Source organism: Euryarchaeota archaeon (assembly GCA_016207515.1).
Lineage (GTDB): Archaea > Thermoplasmatota > SW-10-69-26 > JACQPN01 > JACQPN01 > JACQPN01.
Map to the genome: position 1 here is coordinate 40,585 of JACQPN010000008.1, position 24,849 is coordinate 65,433.

General features: G+C 62.7%; 23 protein-coding genes. 8 read left to right on the top strand and 15 right to left on the bottom strand.

Annotated features, from left to right (window positions below; all coding sequences use genetic code 11):
* Positions 1-36: 36 nt before the first annotated feature.
* Positions 37-1,530, bottom strand: a complete 1,494-nt coding sequence (locus HY556_03705) for a hypothetical protein (protein ID MBI4392891.1) — start codon at positions 1,528-1,530, stop codon at positions 37-39.
* Between the two features lie 195 nt (positions 1,531-1,725).
* On the opposite strand from HY556_03705, the gene HY556_03710 reads away from it, so the two are divergent.
* Positions 1,726-2,550: a response regulator gene (locus tag HY556_03710; protein ID MBI4392892.1), complete on the top strand. Its 825-nt coding sequence runs from the start codon at positions 1,726-1,728 to the stop codon at positions 2,548-2,550.
* A 144-nt stretch (positions 2,551-2,694) separates the two neighbouring features.
* On the opposite strand, the gene HY556_03715 is transcribed toward HY556_03710, so the two are convergent.
* The 3 genes from HY556_03715 to HY556_03725 all read right to left on the bottom strand — a co-directional run bounded on the left by HY556_03715 (position 2,695) and on the right by HY556_03725 (position 6,256).
* Positions 2,695-3,186 (bottom strand): NUDIX hydrolase, encoded by a 492-nt coding sequence (locus HY556_03715; GenBank protein MBI4392893.1) that lies wholly within the window; start codon positions 3,184-3,186, stop codon positions 2,695-2,697.
* 142 nt (positions 3,187-3,328) lie between these two features.
* Complete coding sequence (locus HY556_03720; GenBank protein MBI4392894.1) at positions 3,329-5,080, bottom strand: NAD(P)H-dependent oxidoreductase subunit E; 1,752 nt, start codon at positions 5,078-5,080, stop codon at positions 3,329-3,331.
* A 39-nt stretch (positions 5,081-5,119) separates the two neighbouring features.
* The gene (locus tag HY556_03725) at positions 5,120-6,256 is read right to left on the bottom strand and encodes a hypothetical protein (protein MBI4392895.1); all 1,137 of its coding nucleotides are present in this window, start codon (positions 6,254-6,256) and stop codon (positions 5,120-5,122) included.
* Between the two features lie 344 nt (positions 6,257-6,600).
* On the opposite strand from HY556_03725, the gene HY556_03730 reads away from it, so the two are divergent.
* Both HY556_03730 and HY556_03735 read left to right on the top strand, forming a co-directional pair.
* Entirely contained in the window at positions 6,601-6,825 is a 225-nt protein-coding gene (locus HY556_03730) for a type II toxin-antitoxin system HicB family antitoxin (GenBank protein ID MBI4392896.1), read from the top strand.
* Positions 6,822-7,046, top strand: coding sequence for a type II toxin-antitoxin system HicA family toxin (locus HY556_03735; protein MBI4392897.1), 225 nt, complete (start codon positions 6,822-6,824; stop codon positions 7,044-7,046). Before HY556_03730 ends, HY556_03735 begins: the two co-directional genes overlap by 4 nt.
* A gap of 203 nt (positions 7,047-7,249) precedes the next feature.
* On the opposite strand, the gene HY556_03740 is transcribed toward HY556_03735, so the two are convergent.
* The 6 genes from HY556_03740 to HY556_03765 form a co-directional block, all read right to left on the bottom strand.
* Complete coding sequence (locus tag HY556_03740; protein ID MBI4392898.1) at positions 7,250-7,648, bottom strand: hypothetical protein; 399 nt, start codon at positions 7,646-7,648, stop codon at positions 7,250-7,252.
* A complete protein-coding gene (locus tag HY556_03745) occupies positions 7,645-7,938 on the bottom strand; it encodes a hypothetical protein (protein MBI4392899.1) in 294 nt (97 codons plus the stop codon). Before HY556_03745 ends, HY556_03740 begins: the two co-directional genes overlap by 4 nt.
* Before the next feature lie 73 nt (positions 7,939-8,011).
* The gene (locus HY556_03750) at positions 8,012-8,575 is read right to left on the bottom strand and encodes a 3-isopropylmalate dehydratase small subunit (protein MBI4392900.1); all 564 of its coding nucleotides are present in this window, start codon (positions 8,573-8,575) and stop codon (positions 8,012-8,014) included.
* 132 nt (positions 8,576-8,707) lie between these two features.
* Positions 8,708-10,120, bottom strand: coding sequence for a hypothetical protein (locus HY556_03755; protein MBI4392901.1), 1,413 nt, complete (start codon positions 10,118-10,120; stop codon positions 8,708-8,710).
* A 2-nt stretch (positions 10,121-10,122) separates the two neighbouring features.
* Positions 10,123-12,078, bottom strand: coding sequence for a CocE/NonD family hydrolase (locus HY556_03760; GenBank protein ID MBI4392902.1), 1,956 nt, complete (start codon positions 12,076-12,078; stop codon positions 10,123-10,125).
* Positions 12,075-13,754, bottom strand: coding sequence for a CocE/NonD family hydrolase (locus tag HY556_03765; protein MBI4392903.1), 1,680 nt, complete (start codon positions 13,752-13,754; stop codon positions 12,075-12,077). The genes HY556_03760 and HY556_03765 overlap by 4 nt, the downstream gene beginning before the upstream one ends.
* A 205-nt stretch (positions 13,755-13,959) precedes the next feature.
* Here HY556_03765 and HY556_03770 point away from each other — a divergent pair, with 205 nt between their 5' ends.
* The 3 genes from HY556_03770 to HY556_03780 all read left to right on the top strand — a co-directional run bounded on the left by HY556_03770 (position 13,960) and on the right by HY556_03780 (position 16,168).
* Entirely contained in the window at positions 13,960-15,231 is a 1,272-nt protein-coding gene (locus HY556_03770) for an FAD-binding oxidoreductase (GenBank protein ID MBI4392904.1), read from the top strand.
* 143 nt (positions 15,232-15,374) lie between these two features.
* A complete protein-coding gene (locus tag HY556_03775) occupies positions 15,375-15,776 on the top strand; it encodes a response regulator (protein ID MBI4392905.1) in 402 nt (133 codons plus the stop codon).
* 56 nt (positions 15,777-15,832) lie between these two features.
* Positions 15,833-16,168 carry a hypothetical protein gene (locus HY556_03780; GenBank protein ID MBI4392906.1) on the top strand — a complete coding sequence of 112 codons (336 nt, stop codon included), beginning with the start codon at positions 15,833-15,835 and terminating at the stop codon, positions 16,166-16,168.
* A gap of 250 nt (positions 16,169-16,418) precedes the next feature.
* Here the strand turns inward: HY556_03780 and HY556_03785 are convergent, their stop codons facing one another.
* Entirely contained in the window at positions 16,419-17,759 is a 1,341-nt protein-coding gene (locus tag HY556_03785; protein ID MBI4392907.1) for a 3-isopropylmalate dehydratase large subunit, read from the bottom strand.
* A 154-nt stretch (positions 17,760-17,913) separates the two neighbouring features.
* Between HY556_03785 and HY556_03790 the strand changes: the two genes are divergently transcribed.
* A complete protein-coding gene (locus HY556_03790; protein MBI4392908.1) occupies positions 17,914-18,675 on the top strand; it encodes a hypothetical protein in 762 nt (253 codons plus the stop codon).
* 64 nt (positions 18,676-18,739) lie between these two features.
* On the opposite strand, the gene HY556_03795 is transcribed toward HY556_03790, so the two are convergent.
* The 4 genes from HY556_03795 to HY556_03810 form a co-directional block, all read right to left on the bottom strand.
* Positions 18,740-21,364 carry a VacB/RNase II family 3'-5' exoribonuclease gene (locus HY556_03795; protein ID MBI4392909.1) on the bottom strand — a complete coding sequence of 875 codons (2,625 nt, stop codon included), beginning with the start codon at positions 21,362-21,364 and terminating at the stop codon, positions 18,740-18,742.
* A 139-nt stretch (positions 21,365-21,503) separates the two neighbouring features.
* A complete protein-coding gene (locus tag HY556_03800) occupies positions 21,504-23,285 on the bottom strand; it encodes a CocE/NonD family hydrolase (protein ID MBI4392910.1) in 1,782 nt (593 codons plus the stop codon).
* Positions 23,286-23,573: 288 nt separating this feature from the next.
* On the bottom strand, positions 23,574-23,954 hold the full coding sequence (locus HY556_03805; GenBank protein MBI4392911.1) for a PIN domain-containing protein: 381 nt from the start codon (positions 23,952-23,954) through the stop codon (positions 23,574-23,576).
* A 3-nt stretch (positions 23,955-23,957) separates the two neighbouring features.
* Entirely contained in the window at positions 23,958-24,251 is a 294-nt protein-coding gene (locus HY556_03810) for a hypothetical protein (protein ID MBI4392912.1), read from the bottom strand.
* Between HY556_03810 and HY556_03815 the strand changes: the two genes are divergently transcribed.
* Positions 24,250-24,612: an MBL fold metallo-hydrolase gene (locus tag HY556_03815; GenBank protein MBI4392913.1), complete on the top strand. Its 363-nt coding sequence runs from the start codon at positions 24,250-24,252 to the stop codon at positions 24,610-24,612. The genes HY556_03810 and HY556_03815 overlap by 2 nt on opposite strands.
* The last annotated feature ends 237 nt before the right edge of the window (positions 24,613-24,849 follow it).

The following is a 24,849-nucleotide window of genomic DNA, read 5'->3' on the forward strand; positions in this document are numbered from 1 at the left end:
ACGCAGACGATAGCCATCGGCTACCGAGGGACGGTCCTATACCAGGTCCGCGTAGGGCGGCGCACCCGGCTCCGGCGTCTTCAATTCCATGAAGTAAAGACCCGTGGTTATGTCCGATGCGGCCAATTTGCCGTTTCCAAGCCACAAAGCGTTCCAGACATTCGGCGTGAACGCGCCGGCGCCGCCGCTTGCCTGGGCGATGCCGATCGCCTCGGTCGGGGAAGGAACAGTGAACACGTACCCGATCTCCTTCGGGTTCGGGCTTCCCGCGAACACCGGACGAAGGTCGAGGACCCACACGCCGCCGTGGTAATGCGCGATGACCATTAGCCCATCGCTCGTGAGATCGAAATTGTGCGGCGAATGCATGTACCCCGATGGACTCGGCGGGTCGCCGGGAAGATGCCATCGTGCCAAGAGCTTCGGCTTGGTCGGGTCGGTGGTATCTAGAACGTACGATTCGCCGGAATGCTTGGCGCTTCCGTATTCGGGTGCGGCGACCGTGTAGTGCTTGCCGTCCACCAGCGTCTTCATCGGGCGGACGAAGTGGATGTTCCCGTAGGTCGTCGCATCGAAATCCTTCCACGCGGCGATCTGGCGCGGCGACGCCGGGACGTCTACGTTGGCGATGACCACGCCACCGTCCCAATACGCGACGTATAGGAGCCATTCGCCCGTCTTCGGGTGCTTTGCGACGAACATGTCATGCACAAAGACGCCGTCGTAGCTTGGCTCGCTAGCGAGGAAGCGCGTGACGGGGACAATCTGCTTTGCGACCGCGTCGAACTTTGCGATCTCGACCCCAGACGCCTGACGGTTCACGTAACTTGTCCCGTAGCTTCCGATGAAGACGTACAGTTCTCCGCCGATGGTGGCGACCTTCACCGTGTGGGCGCCGCTCGGGGCGGAATCGTAGCGGGCTAGAAGCGCCGGCTTGGTCGGGTCGCTCACGTCGATGAGCTCGACGCCCGCGGGCACGTAAGGGTTACACGCCTGGAGCGGGCGGCCGGGGATCGGGACCGTGGTGCAGGCGTCGACACCATCGGGCCGGGACGGGACCGTGGCCCCGGAATAGCGGTGCCCCGCGAGGGCTGCGTACTTGCCGTCTTCGGTCAAAGCGACGTCTATCGGTGTCGTCCAGTCCGTCGCGTAGGAGCCGATGTGCTTCGGATGCGTCGGGTCCCTGATGTCGGCGACGAGCATCCCCGGCTTGAGGTCCGGGGGCGCGCCGTAGACGCTCACGAACGCGAAGTCGCCGTGGACCGCGAAGTGATTGTAACGGCCGAGCTTCGTGTGGTCCTTGGTGAACGGCTCCCAAGCGAGCATCTCGACGTTCCATGAGGCCTGGTGCTGCAATGGGTCGGAATGGTTGTGGTCTTCCGCAAGGTCCAGGAAGGGAAGCAGTTTCTCGATCCCAGGCGCGCTTGTTAGGTCTATGGGAACCGCGCCCTCGCCGCCTGTCGTGATGCAGCCGGCGAAGGCCGAGGCTAATAGGATCGTCACCAACACGTGGGCCCTGGATCGCGTCAACGGTGAGGCTCTCCCCGCCTGACCGACGCCTTGGAGTATTAAAAGCCTTGTTGTGCGCTGGTTTGCGTGGGGGCGTCGATGACCAAGAATGGTTAAGGCCCGGACCCGATTCGTGCCGTGTGCGCGAACGGCAAGGACCGGCGAGCAGGTCTTGCAACGTTGATATCTTCAAGGCCGACGAGGGGGGAATCCGGATTGCCGTCTAAGGTCCTCTTGGTCGAGGATAGCAAACTGCACGCGGCGATCGTGCAAAAAGCGCTGGCCGCCAAGGGCGTCTACGACGTGACACACGCTCTCTCCGTGAAGGAGGCGATGCTCCAGGCCGCCCGGAAATCATTCGACCTGGCGATCGTCGATTACATGCTGCCGGATGGCGACGGCCTCGAACTCCTCGATTCACTACGCACACAACGGCCCGGCCTTCCCGTCCTGTTCTTCACGGCGTACGGGTCGGAGGACATCGCGATGCAGGCGATGAGCCGGGGGGCTGCGGACTACGTGGTCAAGGGGAAGAACTACGGGAAGGAATTGGCAAAGCGCGTTGAGGACGTGTTGGGCCGCAAGGAAGACTACGCGACGATGGTGGGGACGATCCGCACGCCCCCGAAGGAGCCTACGGCGACCGGCCGCTCCCCCCTGTCCACTCAACCCGCCGCGGGATCAAAGCTCTTGAGACTCGTGAAGGCGCTCGTCGTGGGCGACGTGAAAGGCGCCGCCATCTTCGACTCGGAAGGTCGTCCGATCGCGGCGGATCTTCCGAATTCCGTCGACGGGATGAGGCTCGGGACCGCCCTCGTGGGAACGCAATTCCAAGCGCAGCACACGTTGAAACAATTGAGAAGCGGCGGCCCGCCGAGTGTGCTCACCATGGAGTACGAGGACGGCCTTCTCACATGGACGGTCGTGAAGGGGCCGCTTCTTGTGGCGCTCATGTTCGATCGGAAGACGGAACCCACGGCGGCCGTGCGGTTGACGCGCTACGCGGCCGAGAAGGTATGGGGTGCCAGCAAAGCGAGCTGAGACCAATAAGGAAATCGCCGCGTGCGCGGTTCCACTCCATCATCGTTAACGATGAGTCGCCCCGCGTCGCGAGACGTTCCTTCAAAGCGGCTTGATGCCGCATGGCTGCGGACGGGTTCCCCCCTTGACTATTGGCAGGTTCCCTTATTCCTTGATCCTGTCCCAAACGTCCTTGTGGCTCATGGCGAAAGTCCCCGGACTCTCGCCCGGTTTCACCCATTTCATCTCGACAGTGTCCGGCGTTCCCTTGAGGTTCGCGGGCGCCTCGGCCTCGAAGATGAAAAGGAGGTACCAGCGGTCGTCGAACGCGCCCGTCGCCGGGTAGTTGAAGAACCCGTGGAAGCGCGGCTTGAGGGGTGTTTCGAACCAGAGGCGCGCGACGCGCGCCGCCGCATCGGCGGGGTCCTCGTTCATGAGGAGCGACTCGCCGGGGATGGCCCACTTGCCGGGCCAATCCGTCGTCTGGACGGTGAGGATCCTCCGTTGACTGTCGCGGATGAGGAGGAACGCCTGGAGGCGGAACTGGGTTCCGGCGGCGTGTTGGAATTTCGCCTGCTCCGGCATCGCTGGCGTCGTCGTGATGCTTTGAGTCTGCGAGGCGTGCGCGTGGCCTTCATGCCCGTGTCCTTCGTGCATGGGGGCGGTGATGCGTCGCCCGGTTAAGAAAGTTGGCCCGTTGGTTGCTCAGTCGCTTCGCCTGGAAGCATAGGTCATGCAGACGCTTCGCCTCGCAGGCATCACCGATGTAAGAACGACACCCGCCGGAGCCGCAATACCCCTAGAACCGGCACCGTTTCTCAAGGCAATTCCCCACCGCATGGGCCGTGAACTCGCCGGGGAAATGCTTCATCGCGGAGGTAAGCGGGAGGTACGCGGTCTGCCCGAGGCCGCAAATCGATGCAAGCGCCATCGTCTCTCCCAATTCCGTGACGAGGCCTATGTCGAGAGCGGCCTTCCCGACGCGGTTCTCCTCCGCCATGTTCTTCATCTTCTCCGTTCCGACGCGGCACGGCGTGCATTTCCCGCAAGATTCATTCGCGAAGAAGCGGAGGCAGGACGTTGCAAGGTCGACCATGCAAGTGCCCTCGGCGACGACGATGATGGCCCCCGAGCCTCCCATCGAGCCGACCTTGGCGAGCGAGTCGAAATCGAGCGGCGTCTCGCTCATCGTCGCCGGGAGGAATCCGCTCGACACACCACCGGGCATGAACGCCTTGAGCCGTTTCCCATCGACGACGCCACCGGCTTTCTGGATGGCCTCCGCGAGCGTGGTCCCGATCGGGAGGTCGTACACGTCTGCACTCTCGACGTGGCCGCTGATGCTGAACAACCTCGTTCCAGCGTTGCCTCGAACCCCCTTGCTTTTGAACTTCTCGGGCCCGTCGCGAAGGATCCCGGGAACAGCGGCTAGCGTTTCCACGTTGTTGATGAGCGTCGGCCTCTGCCAAAGTCCGTGAGTCGCAGGGAACGGCGGCTTGAGACGGGGTTCCCCGCGTTTTCCCTCGATGGATTCGAGAAGCGCGGTCTCTTCGCCGCATACGTATGCACCGGCGCCGATGACGATCCGGATGCCCACGCCCGCAAGCGCCGGAGCGGGGTCGCCATCGGCGTCCATCCTCTCCCAAGGTTTGAGGTGGCCATCCCGCACGAGTCCACCGTGCTTGGCCTCGGCGATCGCGGCCTCCAGAGCGAGGCGGGCGAGAACGTACTCCTCGCGCAGATAGATGAGCACCTCGCGAGCACCAACGGTCTCGCACGCGATGAGGATGCCCTCGAGTAGTTCATGCGGCCGATGCTCCATTATGAGGCGATCCTTGAACGTCCCGGGCTCGCCCTCGTCGGCGTTGCAGACGACGAACTTGTGATCGCCCGAGGCTTTCAAGACGAAGTCCCACTTGGAGCCAGCGCCAAAACCGGCACCGCCCATGCCGCGTAGTCCCGAAGCCTTCAGGGCCGCGATGGTCGCCGGCGCTCCGCTCGCTGAACGCAACGTCTTGAGTACGGCGTATCCGCCCCGCTTCTCGTATTGCCCGAGCGTCTCGTAACCGAGCGGCGAGGTCGGGTGGTCGGGCGGTTTGGTGAGGAGCTTTTTCCTTGACGTTTCCGTCGTGGGCGCTGGCATCGAATGGCCGTTCACGATTATCGCGGGAGCGGCTTCGCACGTCCCGAGGCACGACACCTCGCGCATCTGGCAGCGCCCGGCCCGGGCCTCGCCTTCAAACGATGCCACGACGTCCTTCGCACCCCGAAGCCAGCACGACACGCTCGTGCACACGCCGACGCTCACGGCGTGCGCCGGGTCGGTGCGGAAGTTGGAGTAGAACGTGACCGCGCTCCAGATAACTTCGCGCGCAAGCTTGGATTGGAACGAGAACTCTTCGAGGACGGAGCGGGGAAGATGACCATAATGGCGCTGGAGTTCGTGGAGCGCATCGAGGAGGACGACCTCGTTTTCAGCCAGCCGGCGGGCGACCGATTCGATGAAGACGCGGTCCGAGTCCGACATCGTCGAAAGCGAAGCAGAAGGCATCTACCCGAAGAGCGCGGCCAGGGGTAATAAGGGTGGGGACTAGACGGAGGAGAGGAGGGAAGCGCCCGCGGGTTCAGCGTACTTCAGGTCGAAGGTTATGGTGGCTTCCCCGATGTTTGGCTGATAATTGGCAAAGTGGTACGCAATCCTTGGCTTGTCGTTTGCATCCAACGCGATGCTCGTGTATCTACCGGTTTCGCCCACGGGATCAACGAAGCCCGTGTGCCATGTCCCGTCTGCGAGTTTCGCCGCGTACTTGAGGTGTCCTCGTGTGGGGTCGTCGATGTTACCGCGGTTGAAGACTTGCCAATAGGCGATGTGGGGGCGGTCTTGGCTGTCGACGTCGATGCTGGTGTAGCCGCCGGTGGGCGAGTCCGCATCAACGATTTCGGTCGTCCATGTGGTGCCGTTGTAGTGGGCGTATTTGAGGACTTCCCCCGTGCCACTGTAGCTTGCATGGAGATGGCTTTGGCTGTCGACGCGTAGGCCTACTTCCCATGGGGCTGCCGTGTCGATGTCTTCGGTAGTCCAATCACCCGTCGTGTTCTTGGTTGCGTGGTGGAGGTTCTCGCCGGAGACCCAGATGACGTGGGGTTTCCCGATTGAGTCGATGTCAAAAGACTTCCATGGGCTCGGGGGCGACCCGGTGACGTTTTCGAGGTGCCAACCGGTCGCGTCCTTGGTGGCGTACTTCAGATTCCCGTTGGTGTTGTCTTCGTATAGAATGTGAGGTTGGTCTTGCGCGTCGAGTCGGAGGACGTTCAATCCTCCGACATCGCCGCCCGTGTCCACCGCTTCAAATATCCAACCGCCAGGGTCCCTGTGGGCGTACATGAGGTCTCGGAAAGTGCCGCCCTTGAAGAAGCTCATGTGCGGGACATCCGTGGAGTTGATGGCGATGCTTGGAAAGCTCGAAACCACCACGTTCTCGACACTCCAAGAGGACGCCCCCCTTACCGCATACATTATACCCGTACTCGTTTGGTAGACCACGTGTGGGCGACCGATCGAATCCAACCCAATGCTCGTCCACCCGTTGACGCTAGCGGTGTCGACCGTCTCTGTCGTCCACGGCCACGCCGGCTCGGAAACCAGCGGAATCGCCGCCCCCACGGGCGAAAGCATCAGGGCGACGGCTATCGCGATTGTGGCCTTGCCTATCGTCGCCTCCCTCATCGCTTTGGGCGGGGCGTAGGGGATGATAAGGTTTTTCGAAAACGAGGGTGCGCTTTCTTCGGGTTTTGGCAATTTGACGGCGAGGATGTGAGGCGTGTGGAGGCCGATTTCAATGGAGCCCGGCCTGGGTTACTGACAAGTGCGAACATCAGGTAACGTCGGCGACCGGCCTATCCGTCTTGACCCCTCCTTCGGTCGGCCGAGAAGGCGCGTCCCGGCCTGTTACGCGGCATTCGCACGTGTCAGTAGGTCCATCGTTTCGGGAATGTCTTGAAGTAGCTGAAGGGGCGCATCTATCGCCGGTCCCGCCCATGGCGCTACGTAGATATAGAGTCCAAAGCGTAATGTCGACCGTGAAGCGCACCTTCACGCTGGTCATAGAGAAGGATGAAGCCGGGTGGCTCGTGGGAAGTGTCCCCGAGTTACCCGGATGCCACACGCAGGCGAAGTCCAGGCGGGACCTCAAGAAGCGCATCAAAGAGGCCATCCTTCTCTACCTGGAGGCAAAGGGGGAGCCTCCGGAAGGCGTCGAGTTCGTCGGCGTCGACCGCGTAGAGGTCACGGCGTGAGTCGGCTTCGACCACTTCCCTACCGGAAGGTCGCCCGGGCGCTCGTGCGCTTCGGATTTAAGCCGACCCGCCAACGGGGGAGCCACGTCTTCTTTCAACATGCGGATGGCCGTACCACGACGGTCCCAATGCACCCGCACGAAGAAATCGGGCGAGGACTCCTGCGGCGGATACTGGAGCAGGCGAACCTGGACCCGGATGAGTTCTTGCGCGTCGTGTGACCGACCAAGCGGCCGGGGCGTGCGAGCCCGAAAACGTCGACCGGTCCGGGGAGACGAGGAACGTGACAATGGCGACTTTCTCGGTGGCCAGAATCAGGTTCGCGGGGAGGGCCGTTCCATGAAATCCTCCGCGTCCATACGCGACGCGCCGCGTCCCATGCGGAGCAGGGCCACGTTGGAGGCACCAACCGCGGGGTTGGAGACTACGCGGATTCTTTCGGGTCGTCCAGGCCGGAAATGTCCATTATCTGCCTCGAAGGCACCCCGACCTCGATGAAGTCGCGCGGATTGGCTGTCCACAACTGGTCGTCATCCTTCACGTGGCCGGCTATGAGGGCGTCGCGGGAATGCCGCTTCCACATGGAATCGTCCGTGACGAATTGGGCGCGTCGTAACGCCTCGTCGTGGCCGAACGGCTCGACCATTATGTGATTTGCCTGCAGGCCTTCCAGGAACACGTCGAGGGCCCTCCCGTCCCGGCGCAGTTGCCGCGCGCGTTCGGCGAACGCGACCGCGGGGAGCACCACATCTTCGTGACGGGACCGGAGCTCCGCCATCGCGGCGGGTTTGAAGAAGACACTCGTGTCCAGCAGGATCCTCAAAGCCGGGCCTTCCAAGACTCCTTGTCCGGATTGCCGACCGAGGCAAGGTCGATGAGTCCTTGCATGTTTTCCTGTCTGGCGAGGAGGATGCCGATCCTCCTCAAGCCTTCGCGAATGACGTCGGACTCCGTGATCTTCATCTTTGCGGCAGCCCGTCGAAGGGCGGCGGCTTCCGCCGGCGTCAATCGGACCTTCTTTATGACGGTCGCGTTCATTGACTCAATATTGGTGTGGCCCGCTATTTCAAATTTGTGACCCTCTATTTCCGTGGGCCCTCCTGCGTCGTCCACACGCCCTCCTGCGCGCCTCGTCGCCATGAAGTTTGGCCCGGTTCAATCGAACCTCTTAGGCTGACCGGCAGGCTCAATCTTCCTTGCTATCCGCATGCTTCGCATACGGCGTCGCCGTCACGGGCCGGTGGTTGGCGGCCTTCGAAAGGCGTTCGCGTACGACGTTAACAAGGCCACCCGCTTCCAATATCTCCAGGGCTTTGTCTGACAGCGGAACTGCCTTGAAGGATTTCCCGCTCCTCGTGTTCTTGATATCGCCCGTCGCGAGGTCTATTTCCAAAACGTCGCCGACCTTCGTCTCCTTCCCAATGCCGACGCATTCCATCGCGGGAAGTCCCACGTTTATCGCGTTGCGGTAGAAGATCCGTGCGAACGACTCGGCGAGAACGACTTGTATCCCTGCCCCTTTCATGGCGATGACCGCGTGCTCGCGCGATGAACCGCAACCGAAGTTCTCGCCGCCGACGATGATGTCGCCCCGGCCGACTTTCTTCGGAAACTCCGGGTCGGCGCCTTCCAGAAGGTGCTCGGCGAGTCCCTTCTCGTCGATGATTGTCAGGTACTTCCCCGGCGTTATCATGTCCGTGTCGATCGAGTCGCCGAAGACCCACGCCTTGCCCTTGAGCCTCGTTTCCATCATGCTGGCATCGGTTGAACCGTAATTAAGATAACGCGGAGGTCCAGCGACCACACGCGGAGGCCCCGGGGAAGGTTCAGGGCCGGCCGCCAGGGGTGGCCGCACGGCTGGCGCCGCCCCGTGGAGGCCGCCTTAGTTAGGCCTTCGCCGGAGTACTGCGAGAATCCCGATCGCCCCAAGGAGGGACACGGCTTCAAAGCCTGGCACCCTGGATGGGGTCGCCGAGAGGCTTGAAAGCGGCAGGCCCGCCACGGAAGCCTGGTCGACTGAGAAAAGCGACAGGGAGGTCCCGTCGCTCACGACCTGAAGCCCAGCGTGCAAGGACCCAATCGGCGCCCTGAAGGCGCGCTTCTCGTAACTGGCCTTGAGGGCGATGTCGGTGGTGCCCGCGTCGGCTCTTGGGACGGGGATTCGGACCTCACGCGTCTCGCCCGAGGCGAAGTCGCCGAGGAGGATGCTCTTTGAATAGCTTGCCGCCGACCCCTCCACCGTTATGGAGGCGTTGCCGGCCTTACCCAACCCGTCGTTTCTCATGACTAACTTAAGGACGGGCGCGTCCACGCCGCCTTCGATGGTCTTCTCGACGATGGTCAGGTGGCCACCAAGTAGGTGGGCCTTTGGAAGCGTCCACATCATCGCGTCCCACGTCTCCTTGATCGCCCCGCGCACGTCGCCGGTCGCCGTGAAGTACGCGCCCTGTTCGTTCGAGGTCTCGAAAGTCCATGAGTTAGCCCCCACGGACCAGTATGCGTAGTCGCAGGTCGTGCCGCCGGCCGGGTATATCGTGAAATATATCGGCCCGCAAGGCACGTCCGGCTGGTTGATGCCGGCGCACATCTTGGCGAAAGTCTCGTTGTCGGGGTTCTCCACCGTGAAACCGCCCCACGGGTAGAGGAACATGACGGTGCCAGTGTGGAAGGAGTTCGAATAGTCGGGTTTCACGCGGTCGATCGCCGCCATCACGGCCTGCGTCTCGGATTCGGAACCCGGGTAGGGTCCCCTGTAGTTTGATCCCGGCGTGTCGGTGGCGCCTTCCCGCTCCCAACCGACGGGGAAGTTGCGGTTGATGTTCACCTGCTTTGCGTTCGTCCTGCTGTTCAGGACGTTGCCGTCGGTGTTCACCATCGGGACGATGAAGTAGTGCTGGTTGGTCACCATCCACGTCACGGTCTCGTTCTTCTCGAACTCGTTGAGGAGCATCAGGACGACTTCGAACGCGGCTTCGGTGCCGAGCTGTTCGTTCCCGTGGGTGCCGCCGTCGAGGTAGATGCGGGTCCGGTCTTCGAGCGGGGGACTCGCCGCGTTGAAGTTCGTTATCTCGATCATCCAAAGGTCAAGCCCGAGGCTTCCCTTCCCGATCGAATAAAGGCGCGTAAGGCCGGGGTGGGCCTTCGAAAGGTCCTGCAAGTCTTTGGTCAGAGTCTCCCACGTGTGGTAGAAACCGGGGTTGTCACGTTGGAGGACCTGGGCCTCGGCCGCCGGGGTAGCGGACAATATCATGAGGCCACATAACGCAAGACTTAGGATCTTCGCTCCGAACTGCATGATCAGTACTCCTTGATGTCTTTCTTGTCCTTCACGTAGCAGGGCTTGTCCTTCATCGGGAGCCCGCAAGCGACGAAGAGCACGTCTGCGTCGCCACGAACAACCATGGGAAGAGTGAGTACCGCCGGGTTCGCCTCGTCATGTTGCACGGTCAGCCTGGACACGGAATCCAACGCCGGGTCCGTCGCCGTCGCGACGGGAGGGCCCTGAGGCACACCCCCCGTGGCCGAGAAGAACCAAGATGTGTCTGAACCGGAAACGATCAGCACGATCTCGTGGCCCGCCGCGAACACGTAGTCGCGCGGTATGAAGTGGAAGTCTAGCCTGTAGGCACTGTCCGGCGACACGACCTTCGGGTTCTCGATCCCGTCACGGTGCCGGAAGTTCACGGCGCCGCGCGAGACGAGGACACACTTCTCCTTAGTCACGTCTGTGGCGTCAGGGCCGCAATCGACGAGACCCGCAACCAGGTTGGCTGCCACCCTGGAAGTCTGCGCCACGACCGACAGGCGCGGCAATCCGGCAAGATGGGCGGCCTGTTGCAGTGGGTCGCCCCTGTACACGAGCACGTTTGGTTGGGCGAGGTTGGCTGAGGCGTAGTTCCTTGCGCCGTCGTCGATGATGGTCTCGGCTTCACCCCAGGACGAGGCGCCCAGGACCCCCTTCGACAGGTGAAATTCGAGGTCCGCTGCGTCCGCGGGCGGCCAAATCGCTTCGCGTCTCCAGCGGCCGTCCGAATCCTGCACGAAGAAACCCAGATTGTCCGACTCGTATCCATTCTCAACGTCGTAGAGGTAGCGGTCCCAGAACTGGTGGACTCGAAGGTACATGTCGTCGCGGCCCGAGTTCGACATGTTGGCGCTTGAGTGGAACCATTGGCCCAACCAGACCGTCTTCGGTCCTGCGAGGTCGCCGACCCACGGGAACGCGTTGTCGGCGCGGACATTGGCGTCGAGGAAGCCCTGGATCTGGAACGTCGGGACCGTGATCGTTTTCGCCAGCGGCCGGAAATCGCGCGCCTTGTAATACGCGTTGTAGTCGCCGAGGTTCAACGCCCCCTCCTTGAGGTTTTCGGGAAGGCAGGCCACGTTTCCTGCCACATGCTCGGCCCATCCGGCGAGGATCTCGTCCTGCAAACCTGGATTCGTGCCCGTCTCCACGGGGCTCGGAGCGAGACCAATGAGCACGTTATAGGATGCGATCACCGTCGGCCAGAATCCCGTGTACGGGACGCCGTTCGTGTATACCCCCATATAGGCGCTAGTGAGGGCCGCTATGGGGACGACGGCCGCGAGGTGCGGCGGCTTCTTTGCCATTGCCATGATCTGTGTCATCCCGTCGTAGGAGACGCCGATCATTCCGACCTTGCCGTTCGACCATGGTTGCGTTCCGAAGTACTCGACGGTGTCGTACATCGCCTGCTGCTCGTGGGGTCCCATAAAGTCCCAGCAGCCGCCGGACCCGACGGTCCCAGGCAACTCCATGGTTGCGAACGCGTAACCGCGGGGGACCAGTTGGGCCATTATCCAGAGGTCGAAGGCGGAGGCGCGCTTGCGCTCGGGGTCGCTGGCGTTCTTTGAATCGTGATAGGGACTTGCAAACACTACGACCGGGTGCTTGACCTCCAAAGCGCCGTCCTGGGCCCGCACGGTCCAGCCGATAGGTAGCGCCGCCGAGGCGGCCAGGAAGGAGGCGACTCCCTTCTTGTCCAACTTTTCGTGGTCCGGGACGTAAAGGTCCGCGTGGATCGTGTCGCCCATCCCGCTCTTGAAATCGACGAACGAGTGTATGTAGCCACCGAACAACTTGGGAACGAGTCCCGCCGGGTCCACAGGGAGGAGGCCGGCGCCAGGCGCGGGAAGTGACTGGGCGTCAACCGCCGCCGGCGTCGTGACGCAACCACCGAGTGCACTCATCAGGAAGACCGCCGCGACCGCGAATCCTTGGTTCTTCGTCATTCCAACTCCCTCCCTAGTTCTTCGAGGTCTTCATTGGTGACCAGAGGCAAGATGAGGCCCGATAGGACGTCCCCGCCGAAGGCAAGCGTCGCCGATTCGCCGGCGCCGGTGGGCTGTACCCAATCATCGACGCCCATCATCCGGACGCCGATCTTGTGCCCTTTCGCGAACACATACTCCTGCGGGTAGAGACTGACCGTGTAATCGAGCAGCGTGTCCATCGGAACCGGTCTCCCCTCCTTGACCGAGTCGCGGTGCTGCGCCGAGAGGTAACCACGGTTGACGACCTTGCCGTCGTCGAGTAGATGCACCACTATGTGTGCGTCTGGCTTGTCAAACGACAAGTACGCCTTCGCCGTCGGTTGCCCCGAGTAGCGGAGATCCTCCTTCAACGGGGCCGACTCGAATTCCACGAACGACGTCGACGCGTACGCCTCCCCGGCGACCGCTGCCGGCCATTCGGCCGTCTTCTCGGAGTATGAAGCCGTGCTTTTCGCGGCCGTCGGCGAGGAGGAAAGGCGGCCACCGGGCGCAAAATGAAGTTCGAACGGCGTCGCGTCCAGGTCCGGGAAGCTCGAGGCGTTGCGCCAAGCCCCGAGGTTGTCCTGGATCTCGACGACGCCCAAACGATCCGATACGCCGTTCTCGAGCCCCATCAGCCAATGATCGTACCACGCCTCGACGGCGGGGCGCCAATCGGTCCGGTTCCATTCCTTGTTGTTCGTATTGAGTTCCGGGTAGTCGTGGGCCCACTGACCGAGCCACGCGGTCTTCGGGGAGTCGATCTCGTTGAACCAGCCCGCGATGTGGATGGGCTTCACGTTCCAATCCGCGAGGCCATGCACGTAGAAGACGGAGGCTTTCACGTTCTTGACGCCTGAGCGGAGTTCACGGTCCTGCCAGAACCTGTTGAAGTCGCCGCGGGGGTCGGCACCCTGTTCGAAGTTCTCCCCATGACAATCCGCCCGGGACGGGAAATTCATCTTCCCCTCGACGGTGGAGCCCGGTGTAAGGCCGATCTGCGCGTAGGAGGCCATGCCGGCGAGCCCGTTGATGGAATAAGGGACTCCGGCGTAGAAGTTCCAATCGTACTGGCCCGCGACGCTTGACAACGGGATTATCGTCGTGAGGTGCGGCGGCGCCATGATCGCGGCCGATTGCTGGGTCTCGCCATCGTAGCTTTTCCCGAACATGCCGAGCTTCCCGTTCGTCCAACTCCGGGTCGCGAGATGCTCTATGACGAGGTATTGGTCCTTCATCTGCTTGGGTCCTGTCTGTTCCAGGCAGCCGCCGGATTCGCCGGTCCCGCGGACGTCTTGGAAGACCACGGCGTAACCGCGTGGCACGAACTCCTGGACCAGCCATTGGTAGCGCTCGTACCCGGGAAGGCTCACGGGGTCGTCGGGATCCGACCGGCTGTCCGGGGTGAAGTAGGGGCTTGAGACGAGGATGACCGGCGCCTGCCAATCGGCCGGCGCGTCGGGTCGGAAAACGCGCATGAACAGGCGGGTGCCGTCGAAGCTTTCGAGCCACATGGCTTCCCCGGGAAGGATCTTGAACTGCTCGATGCTTTGGAGCAGTGGAACGGGGGCGAGAGCGGCGGCGGGATCCAGCGGACCGATGGGTTGCGATACACAACCGGACAGAAGCAGCGACAGGCCTACGGCGAAAAGCATTACGGAACGTCGACCATGCCCTGCCCTTCCCATGCTTATCTTATGAGGGAGCCCCTTTGTGCGATATAAAACAGTTGTGGCACGAGGGTTGCTACCGGGGGCGTCGCGGCGCGCGTGTCTTTCGCGTCGACCCGAACGTCGGGATGCGGCCGGGCGTGTGAGGCGCATGGTGGGGCATTTTAACCAATGTGGCCGTTCAACGAACGTGGAGCGACGAAGCGTGATCGTGGTCGGGGCCGGGATAATCGGCGTTTCAGCCGCCTACCACCTGGCCAAACTCGGTGTCGAGCGCCCGTTGCTTGTCGAAAGAAGACACCCTGCGTCGGGAAGTTCCGGCCTGGGTGCCGGCATCGTGGGGAGCCTCGCTTGGAATCCCTTGGACGTGAAGCTCGTCGCCCGTTCGAGGCGATTATACGAATGGCTCCACGATGAGGTCCGGAAAGCGCCGGAAGGGAGCAAGGACACCGAGGAAGTGGACGCCGACGCCGTCGAACGAAGGCTCCGGTCCATCCAACTCGAGGCGATGGGCCGACCAGCCTCGACCCCCGCGAGTTTCACCTATAACCGCGTGGGCTCGATGACCGCCGTCGCCGGCAAGGACGCGAAACGCCTGGAAGAACTCACGGCGATGCAACGCGCGGCAGGAGCGCGCGTCGAGATCATTCTCCCCGAACAACTGGCGAACGTGCCGGGGCTCAAGACGATGGACACGCGAGGGATCGAACTCGTTTCCCACTGCCCCGATGACGGCTGGGCCGTGACGACCGACGCGACGAACGCGATGGCCACCCTCGCCAGGAGAGCGGGCGTTGAATTGCGTAACGACGCGGAGGTCGGCCTGTCGGTCGCGAACGGATCCATGCGAGGTGTGCACCTAAGCGATGGGACGGAGCTAGCGGCCGACCGCGTCATTGTGGCCGGCGGGATATGGACGAAACGCATCCTTGGGAAAGCGGGCGTATCGATGCCCCTCGCCCCGTATCCCACGCAGGCGTCGATCCTCGTCACCACCGGAATGGAACGGTGCCCCGCGTTCCATGACACCTTGAACGGCGTCTACTGGCGCGGCGAAGGGTCGGGCCGCCTCCTCGTCGGAGACGGGACCGGGCTTGTCGAAGTGCCCCCGGACGATTTCCCGAAGCCGCCGACGGATGAGTTCAAGGAAAAAGTCGCCCAAGCGATCACGGCCCGGTTCCCGAAAAGCGGCTGGAAATTCGAGCGCGCCTGGATGGGCGCCTGCACCGCGACACCCGACAGGCACCCGCTCGTCGGTGGGGTCCCCGGAGTTTCGGGCCTGTTCGTGGCGGCGGGCGCCAACGGATTCGGGTTCATGCGAGGCCCCGCCCTAGGCGAAGCGATCGCAGACATCGCGACCGGACGGACCCCGCCCGTCGACATCGGCGATTTCGATCCCGCCCGGTTCCGAGGATACGCCGGGGAGCCGTTCGCGATCAGGGAAGGCTTCACCATCGAGTAGACAGGTAAGGACGGTCGTCCGCTGGTGGCCGGCGACCTCCGCCGAGGTCCTCGACGTGTTGACTGTTTTTTCCAAATACGCCGTCTCGGTGAGGACGCTCCGAGGCCGCGGTAACCGTTAAATGAGCCGCGCGCCATTGGCCGATGTTGACCCGATATCTTGTCGTGGACGACAGCCCCGCCATCCGCCTGCGGACCGTCTCGTACGTGAAGCAGGCGGACCCGCGCCCGTCATGGATAATCGAGGCCGGAAGCCGAGAAGAGGCCTTGGATCTCTTCGCCGCGCAAAAACCCGACGTGGTCTTCCTCGACATGGTGATGAAAGGGGATCAGGACGGACTCGATACCCTGAGGGCGATCGTCAAGACGAACCCGAAGACCATCGTCGTGATGTGCACGGGCCTTTCGCGCGACGACCCGAGTGTACTCAAGGCCATCAGCGAAGGCGCGTTCGATTACATCCAGAAACCGGTGCGCAGCGAGGACGTGAAGCGGGTGCTTGATTTGGCGTCACAGGAGATCAAGCGAATCCAGGCGCGCGCGTGACGGAAGGTCCGGCGCCCATTGGTGAGCGGATGCCTTCCGAGAGCGGCAGGAATCCCATGGCCCCACACTGGCCGCCCGACGTGTCCGCTCTCTTGGTTGCGGCGGGCGCACTCGAGATCGTTGTGGGCATTGGAAACAGCATGAACAAGGTCAGCCTCCTTATCGGAATATTGATCGTGGCCGCAGCAGCACACGACCACAAGCGACGACGGACCTCCCTTCCTCTCTTCGGACTTGCAACGATATCACTCGCATTGGCCGTCCTACGTCTCGGCACGTTCCGGACCACGCAGAACCTGCTTTTCGTGGCACTTCTCGCCGAGATTCTACTCCTGGCGTGCGGCATGGTCTTGGGAATCAAGGCGTACCGTTCGAGCAATCGTTTGGAATGACAGGGGTCCGAAGCCGGGCGCCACGCATCAAGCATGTTCCTGTGATGGATGCGAAACCGGCACGCACGCCCCGCGGACCTTCTCGACGATCTCAATGGATATGCTTCCGATCCCTCTCGAACGCGGCTTGGCAGGATGGACTACAAAAGAAATGTTCGTGTCCGCCATGGTTTACCACAATCGCTCCCAACGCCTTCGCCCGCTCCGGCTCGCCGAGGTCCATATTGCAGACTGGATCGACGACCACGTGTCACCTTCGCGCCATGGGCGCTGCGAGGATGCGTTTCGCGTCGCCTTCCGTGACGTATTCGCGGGGGTCGATGAGCTTTCCATCGATGGCACTCGCCGCGGCCGTCGCCGGCGAGACGAGGTAGGACTTCGATTGCGCGTGGCCCATGCGCCCCACGTAGTTGCGGTTAGAAGTGGAGATGCATGTCTCGCCGCCGGCGAGGACCCCGCCCATCCCGCCAAAGCAAGCGCCGCAGGATGCCGCATTGAATATCCCGCCGGCATCGACTATGATGTCGATGATGCCTTCGCGAAGGCACTGGTTGTAGATCGATGTCGAGGCCGGGAAGACGACGAGGCGCGTCCCGCGCTTCACTTTGCTTCCACGCAGGATATTCGCGACGATGCGGAGATCCTCCAACCTTGCGTTCGTGCAAGACCCTATGAAGACCTGGTCGACCTGGCCGGTCTCGACGTCCTTCACGGCCTTCACGTTCTCGGGGCTTGAGGGGAGGGCGACTTGCGGTTCCAAAGAGTCGAGGTCAAACTGGAGATCGCTCCTGAAGGTCGCCCCCTCGTCGCTTTTCAGCGTCATGTTGCGCTCGATCTCGCCGCGCCGGCCGTTCTTCACGTCGAGGCCGGCGAGATAACGCGCGGTCTCCGCGTCGGGAGGCACGATGCCGGCCTTTGCCCCCATCTCGGTCGTCATGTTCGTGAGTGTGAAGCGCTCCCACATCTCCATGGCGGCGATGCCCTTGCCCGTGAATTCCACCGCACGGTAACGCGCTCCGTCGTCGCCGATCGTCCCGATGATCTTCAGGACGAGGTCCTTGCTCGACACCGGAAAATGCAGGCGACCGGTCACGTTCATCCGCATCGTTTCGGGGACGCGTAGCCAGATGTCGCCCGTGGAGAACACTGCCGCCATCTCCGTGGGCCCGATGCCGCACGCGAAACTGCCGAGCGCCCCCGCCATGTTCGTGTGACTGTCGGTGCCCACGACGAGGTCGCCCGGGAGGACGAAGCCTTCCTCCACCAGGATCTGGTGGCAGATGCCCTGCCGCCCCACGTCGTAGAAGTTCGGGATACCATATTGGTTCACGAATTCGCGGCAGGCCTTGTGGAGACGTGCCGCGCTCTCGGTCGAGGCGGGGACCCAATGGTCGATCGGGACGACGACGCGCTCCGGGGCCCAGACCTTTCCCGCTCCCATCCGCTTGAATGGGTCAACGACCTGTGCCAACGCCTCGTGCGCCATGGCCACGTCGACTTTCGCCTCGATGATCTCACCGGGCACGACCCTTGCGCGTCCGCTCTTGGACGCGAGTATCTTCTCCGCGATCGTGTGTTTGGTGCGGCTCATGTTTACCTGTTAGACTGTATTGCGGCACCTTATATGAAAGTAAGCGAGCCACGCGCGTACGGCACGCTCCTCCGCTGCGCCGCGGCGCAGTTGCAGTAACCGCGGGGGACAAGGATTCCGTTAAGTCGCCGACTGGCGTTCGCTCGCCGGTCAGATGCGCGACGCGAGGCTGATAGCGGCAGTCATGCTCCTTACGATGCTCCCGCCGCCAGCCGACGGCGCGCAGGGCATTGACCTCGACCTGACGATGGAGTCAGGGACGACGGCCGAGAAGGGGTACGCCATCCCCGCATTCGGGCAACTCACGGCCGCCGGCAACCCCGTCGCCTTGCAAAACATCTCGCTCCTTGTGGACGGTGTAGCGAAGGCCTACGGGACGACCTCGACCGGCGGGTGGTACTCGACAAGCGTGAAGTTCGCAACACTCGGTACTCACAGTTTGCAGGCGGCGTACCTACGCGGGACGGCGCTTGAGACGAAGAGCGGAGTACGGAACATCACAGTGGTTTCACCGCCACCTCCCACTTTGACGATGGCTGTCTTCGCCGTCGCAGACACGTACCACGCCAACGGCCCGAGTTCACACTTCACCGCCAATGTGACGCTCGACGGGGACGTGAGGCGTTACGGCGCCGCGTTGGTCGGGGCGCCGATAACCGGCAACGTCACCATGAGGTTCGAGGAGGATTGCCAGTTGCAGCATTGCGATCCGCCAATCCATCCTCGTAACCAGACGCGCAATTTCTCGATCTCGACGGACTCGAAGGGCCACTATCGGCTCACGGTCGGCACATTCTACCGAGACCACGGCTACGTGGCCTGCCCTCCCGTGGATTTCGAGGTCAGGGCGCGCCACGAGTCCGACGGGAACGTCGTGACGGCCTCGATAAATGAGACGCGTGGCCTTTGCCCGTGATCGACAAGACGGCGCTCCCCCGACCATGCCGCCCGTCGCAAGCGGGCAAAAACGCGGGCGAGGCCTAGGCCGCCAGTTTCGCGGCGATCCTGCCCTCGACGTAGTCTCGCTCCGCGAGGACGACCTTCACCTTGTCGCCGAGTCGCAATCTCACGCGTATCGCTTCCCCGGTCTTTTCATCGACGAGTTCTCGCCAATTCTTGGCCGAGACTTCGGCCACGAGTTCTAGGCGTTCGATCGACCCCGTGAAGAGCACGGCGTCGAACTCGTCGACCGACCACGGGCCACCTGGGATGTCCGAGGCGGAAATGCGGGCCTCGACGCCGTCCGGGAGGGAAAGGAACACGCCGCCCTTCGTGACCCCGTTGACCACGGCCTCGACGGTCGTACCGGCCGCGACTTCACGCGCCTTGAACGTCAAAGCCGAATCGACGACGGAGCGCTCCAATCCATCGGCGGCCGCCCCCTGCTTCGTGCATTGAGCGCTTTGCATCGCGATCTCATCGTGGTCGTGGGGAGGCGAACCCCCGGGGCGCCCCTGGAGAAGCCATCGGAGTTGGCGATGGACGACGAGGTCCGGGTACCTCCTGATGGGGCTCGTGAAGTGGCAGTACAGGCCGGACCCGAGGCCGAAGTGGCCGATGTTGTCCGGCGTGTAGAATGCGCGCCCCATGCAGCCTAGGAGTTTGAGGTACACGAGCTCCTTTAGGGCGACGTCCCGCACGCCCTCCACGGTCTCCAGAGCAGCCCGAAACGGGCCTAGCCACGCCGCGCGCTCTTCGGGTCCGAGGGAAGAAAGAGCGTGGAGGATCGGCCTCGCGGCGGCCGTCGGCGGGTCTTCGGGCTTCAAGTCGTCCTGGGTGGTGCCGCTCGCCCCGAGCGCCAACTTGCCGCCTGAGAGGAGTCGTTCGAGGAGCGCGTCCTCACCGGACGCCGCCTGCTTCTCGTCTTCCCCGGGTCGCTTGGGAAGCACTATCTCGATGGACACGCCCATGGCCTTCGTCTGGCCGTTGAACCTGCGGGCCTGTTCCGCTTCGGGCAAGGGATGGCAACGGAACATCGCGGGGACGCGTTCGGCGTCGAGCCTTCGCGCGACCGCTTCGTTTGCCGCCACCATGAAAGTCTCGATCATCTGCGTCGCGGGCGTCGCCCGTTTGATGTGGTTACGCACCTCGTCGCCGACGAACGATATCTTGCGTTCTCCGGTGTCGAGGGCCAACCCGCTTCCTTTCGAGCGGATCCTGCGACCGAAGGCCTCCATGGAGGCGAATGGTTCGCGACCGACGGCGACCGCCTCATCGACAAAGCCGTAGTGGAGGTTCTTGGTGACCGCGATGACGGACTCCGAAAACGCCTCCCCGACGAGGTTAGCGTCGTTGTCGAAGGTCAATGACGCCGTGAGGGCCATCTTGGGCGTCCCGGCCCGCAGCGAGCAGAGGTCCTCCGAGAGACGGGCCGGAAGCATCGGAAGGACGCCGGTGGGCAGGTATAGGCTCGTCGCCTTCCTTTCGGCGCTCCTGTCGATGAGGGTCCCCTTGTGGACGAAGAACGAGACGTCGGCGATGTGGATGTGGATCGTGGCGCCGCCGTCGGCGTGGGGAACGAACGATATCGCGTCGTCGAAATCCTTCGCGTCCGCCGGGTCTATCGTGTAGGTCTCAAGGGCCCGAAAATCCCGTCGACGCTTGATCTCGTCGTCGGTGACGAGGCGGGCCAGGCCTTCCGCTGCTTTCGAGACGCGCGGGTCCATCTCCCACTCGAAATCCCCCGCAAGAAGCACCTTCCGTTTGGCGACGAGGGCCATCGTCTCCTCGACGGAGCGAAGTCCGGCGCCTACGAGGAGTTCGACCATCGCGCTGGACGTCGTGATCCGCCGCGCGCCCGTCCAATCGAGCGCCAGCCACTTCAAGAGGTCGAAAAGCGAGAACCCGGCCAAGGTGTGAAGACGCGTCCCTCCGAGCCCGATTTCTCCCGTGAAGCGATCGTTAAGGATGAACGACTCCATCGCCTTTCCCACGAAGGCAAGGTCTTCGTGTTGCGTCTCGGTGAGCTTCGCCTCGGCGACCGGGACGCCCTTGTAGACGGTCCTCACCCGCCCCTCCTCCTCCACGTCTTCGGTCTTGACGAGGACGTTCTTCAAGGCCTGGAGCCGTCGCTTGTGCTCGTGGAACCGGTTCGCCTCGTCCCGGGTTATCGGGCGCCACTTGTTCTCTGCCGTCGCGACCCTCTCAAAATGGCCGATCCCCGGTTGGCGGCACGATTCGAGCATGTTCTTCACCGCCTCGAGCGGTGTTTGCTGCCTGCCGACGGGCCCGAAGGCGGCTTCGGCGATCTCTTCCGGCGACCCGGCCTCAAGTTTGTCGACCACCGTGTTCCACAGACGCGACTCCTCCAACTCGCCGTCCGTGAGTTTCAGGCTGCTAGCGGATTTCGAGGCTGTACTTGCGTCCTTGAGAAGGGCCGGTAGTCGCTTACGAAGGTCCTCGTCGGTGACCTTTTCCGGCAATGGCGTCCGCATCACGACCTTGCCGACGTGCTCGCGTTTGACCTCTATCCTGCCCTTCACCGTGTAAAGGAGGATGAAGAAATCGCTCTTGCGTTTCACGCGGTCGAGGTAGATCCCGTAGTTCTCCGGTGCTTTGATGCCGTGGGTGCCTGCCTTGAGCTCCACCACGTCGCCGGGTTTCACGCGGGATGAAAAACAACCGGATAGTTAAGGCGAGCGCCCCGCCACGCGCCCGTGACCGCGTCAAGTGCCAAGATCCGGCCAGGTCGAGGCATCAGCGCTTCTCAAGACGACGGCGTCGGGCGGTCTTTCGCGTCCCTTCTCATGCCCTGTGCACGATGGGTAGACGCAGCACTGATTCAGGGCCGAAGTTGATCACCACGGGCCCGCCTTCGGGGTGGGGCAACGCATCACCCTGGTTTCCACCGAGGCCACCGTACTTCGTGACCGAGTCCGGCGTTTCGTGCTGGATGACGAGCCTCACGGCGTGACCTGCGGGAAGCGCTATCTCCATCGGTTCGAACTCCATCCGCGCGATGACCGTTTGACCCGGCACGATGTCCTTGTCGACGTTCCCGCCCTCATAGTACCGGAGGTTCATCACGGCGTGTCCCATCCAGGCGAGCCGGTTGTCCGGGTAGACGTCGTAGAGTTGGGCGTAAAGGTTCGTAGTGGTCGGCGTCGTCGGCGTGACGCTGACGTGAAGTTGCGGCAGCCCCGAGACGCGCGTGTAGCTTTGCGTGCGCGGCGATTCGAGCGTGATGGTCCCGGTGCCGCCCGTGACCGACCCTGGGTCAAAAAGCGGTGCCATGCCGGCGGTCGCTCCCGATTCGACCATCTTGCCGTCGTTTGAGAGTTGAAGCGTCCAATCAACGCGGTCCCGGGGCGGATAGGAGACGTCGCTGTGCCAGATGCCACGGTGGTCTTCCACCTCGACGATGGGGCCCGTGCCGACGGTCTTACCCTTCAGTTCGCTGTCGAACCAGTTGAGTAGCGTTTGCGCCCAGTCCCAACGCGCGTTGATGTGCTCGTCGGGGCGGTCAGGATATGCGTGGGCCCACTGGCCGAACCAGCCCTTGACCTTCAGTCCCTTGTCCTGGAGTTCGTTGAACCATGGGATGACGAGACTCGGGTTCACGTTCCAATCCTGCATCCCGTGGACGATGTACAGGGAGCCCTTGTAGCTCTCCAACGTGCGTTCCCGGAACTTCCTGACCTCCCAATAATCGTTCATCCCTGCGACAGATTGGTCACCGGTGAGCGCCGTGTAGGTGCCGGTCTCCGTGCCCAGGACGACCTCGTTGCACAACTGGCTCGATTTCGATTCCTGCGGCTCCGCCTCGAGCCCGTAGGTCTCCCAATAGACGACGTTATGCATGATGGGACCGCGGAATTCGCTCGTCCCGTTCCTGAACATCAACTCGGGAAGGTCGGCGACCCCCGAGATCGGGACGATGGTCTTGAGGTAAGGATTGCCAAGCGCTGCCGCCATGAAGGGCGTCGTGCCGTCGTAGGAGCGGCCCATCATCGCGACCTTGCCCGTCGACCACGCTCGGGTCCCGAAGTACGTGACGACCGCGTCAACGTCCTTCTGCTCGTTCATCGACATGAGCTCCATGCATCCGCCTGAGCCGCCCGTGCCTCGGATCGCCATCTGGACCACCGTGTAACCGTGTGGAACGAACCAGATCGCGATTGGCGGGCGTGTGCTCTCGACGCCCACGGTCGTCGGGGAATAATAGGGGCCGGAATCGATGATGACGGGTGTCTTGCACTCTTCCGGATAGACCGCGGAATCGTCCGTCGGGCAGCCCGGGATATTCGGCCGGAAAACGCCGACGCTCATGTCCGTCTTGTCGAAACTGGAGACGAGTTGTATCTTCGCCGGCAAGCGCTCGTAGATACCCTTGACGAGCGTCTGACTCCACGATTGGGAGCGATCATAGATGCCGTTCGTGGGATCGTAGACGGTCGAGCCCGCGGCGGCCTTGATGTCCTCGGCCAACGCGTTCGTGCTTGGGTCGGTCTGGGCGATGCACCCCGCGAAAGCGGGGAGCGCGACTGCGATGGCGATGGCGAATGTCTTGACGGCGGCCTTGTTCATCCTGACCCTGCTCCAACATGAAATCCAGTCACGTTCGTTTATAAGCTTTGTTGGACGAGGGGTGGCCGACTGGCCGGGGCGCAAACTTGCGCGACCCTGGATGATAACCCTCGAATCCAGGCGCAACTGAAAGCTTCGGCCACCCGTCCCAGGGCAAGCAGCGTCATCGGGTCAATGAGACCGATTCGGCCCGCGTAAGCCATCGACACGCGGCAAGGGGCCGACGCAACACGTGGTCGGCGCTCGTGGATCCCAAGTCACCGACCTACCCGCTATTCGCCGGCGCCATCACAGGAGCAAGGCGTCGTCAAGGCCTTCGAAATGCGGGTCTCCGGTGAGCACCTTCGTGTTCCTCGATCGTGCAGAGGCAAGAACGAACGCGTCGGCCATGCCGAATCCGTCCCGGCCGGTCTTCATCTCGGCGTGGATTTTTCCGGCGTCGATGCCGATCTCGACCGTGTGCTCGACCACTGCGGCCTGTTCGAGCATGAAGGCGAGGCACGCCGAAGCCTGCTTTTCCCCCTTCTCCCGGCCCACCTTGGACCTGATCTCAGCCAGCACCACGGGGCAGGTGTAGATGATCGGTTCGGCATCCATGATTTGCTTCACGCGCCTGCCCTTGGCGCTCCCTTCGAAGTACTCGATCCATGCAAACGTGTCGACGAACAGGCGCTACACCCTGTCCCTGTGGTCGCGCAGATCCTTCTTGTCCATTTTCCCGATGGCGCCGAACATCGAGTGATCGCGCTTGAACTCCCGCGCCAGGATCCGATTGATCGCTTCCGAAATCCCACCCTCCTCGCGGCGGAGCATCTGATAGAGGTCCTCCCGCAACGAGATGGTCGTGCGGACAAATGCATCACCTGTGCTCATGCCTATGCCTATGTTCATGATGTTATTTGTCCCTTTCCCCGTCGCCGTCGCTCCAAACAGGATGATGAGGACGCGCTGCATCAGGACCACCATGCCTCGCGTCTTCCAGCGCACGACCGGCCACATGTCGAACTACACGTACCTGGTCGTGGACGAACCTTCCGGGAAAGCGGCCGTCGTCGACCCGTCGTTTGACGCGGGCCCCGTCGAACAGATTGCGACCGAGCGCGGATTCGACATCATCGCGATCCTCGTGACCCACCGTCACTACGATCATGTCACCGACGTCGCAGGGCTCGCGAGGCGCACCGGTGCAAAGGTGTACGCCCACGAAGTCTCGGAGGTTCCGCCTCCTCGTGTGCCAGAAGCTGGCAGATGTCGTCCTGGAGGGAGGTCGTCGTGCGGTCGTATGCGGAACGTGTGCCCATGCCTACGGATATGCCCTTTCTCATGATTCTCGCCCATTCCTTATGCAGAAGCGGGAGCCGAGGACCAAATGGGTCTCGCAATTGGGCATAACGGGGCCGCTGCGGGCCGAGGAAACAACGTTGGCTTGGTTTCAATCTAGCCGGGCGTTCGTGGTTAGGGCTCGTTAGAAAATTATCGCTCTATTTCCGATGGTGTCCGCGTGGCGTGATCGTGTAGTTCCAGTCGCCGTGAAACGCGTCCGGATGGAGGTTGAGTTGGGCCA

What these genes read in the sequence shown, in the direction of transcription:
- HY556_03715 (MBI4392893.1), bottom strand. Translation starts at nt 3,186, where the DNA reads ATGCACGAAGGACACGGGCATGAAGGCCACGCGCACGCCTCGCAGACT.
- HY556_03720 (MBI4392894.1), bottom strand. Translation starts at nt 5,080, where the DNA reads ATGCCTTCTGCTTCGCTTTCGACGATGTCGGACTCGGACCGCGTCTTC.
- HY556_03725 (MBI4392895.1), bottom strand. Translation starts at nt 6,256, where the DNA reads ATGAGGGAGGCGACGATAGGCAAGGCCACAATCGCGATAGCCGTCGCC.
- HY556_03730 (MBI4392896.1), top strand. Translation starts at nt 6,601, where the DNA reads ATGTCGACCGTGAAGCGCACCTTCACGCTGGTCATAGAGAAGGATGAA.
- HY556_03750 (MBI4392900.1), bottom strand. Translation starts at nt 8,575, where the DNA reads ATGGAAACGAGGCTCAAGGGCAAGGCGTGGGTCTTCGGCGACTCGATC.
- HY556_03755 (MBI4392901.1), bottom strand. Translation starts at nt 10,120, where the DNA reads ATGCAGTTCGGAGCGAAGATCCTAAGTCTTGCGTTATGTGGCCTCATG.
- HY556_03760 (MBI4392902.1), bottom strand. Translation starts at nt 12,078, where the DNA reads ATGACGAAGAACCAAGGATTCGCGGTCGCGGCGGTCTTCCTGATGAGT.
- HY556_03765 (MBI4392903.1), bottom strand. Translation starts at nt 13,754, where the DNA reads ATGCTTTTCGCCGTAGGCCTGTCGCTGCTTCTGTCCGGTTGTGTATCG.
- HY556_03775 (MBI4392905.1), top strand. Translation starts at nt 15,375, where the DNA reads ATGTTGACCCGATATCTTGTCGTGGACGACAGCCCCGCCATCCGCCTG.
- HY556_03780 (MBI4392906.1), top strand. Translation starts at nt 15,833, where the DNA reads ATGGCCCCACACTGGCCGCCCGACGTGTCCGCTCTCTTGGTTGCGGCG.
- HY556_03785 (MBI4392907.1), bottom strand. Translation starts at nt 17,759, where the DNA reads ATGAGCCGCACCAAACACACGATCGCGGAGAAGATACTCGCGTCCAAG.
- HY556_03790 (MBI4392908.1), top strand. Translation starts at nt 17,914, where the DNA reads ATGCGCGACGCGAGGCTGATAGCGGCAGTCATGCTCCTTACGATGCTC.
- HY556_03800 (MBI4392910.1), bottom strand. Translation starts at nt 23,285, where the DNA reads ATGAACAAGGCCGCCGTCAAGACATTCGCCATCGCCATCGCAGTCGCG.
- HY556_03815 (MBI4392913.1), top strand. Translation starts at nt 24,250, where the DNA reads ATGCCTCGCGTCTTCCAGCGCACGACCGGCCACATGTCGAACTACACG.
- HY556_03810 (MBI4392912.1), bottom strand. Translation starts at nt 24,251, where the DNA reads ATGGTGGTCCTGATGCAGCGCGTCCTCATCATCCTGTTTGGAGCGACG.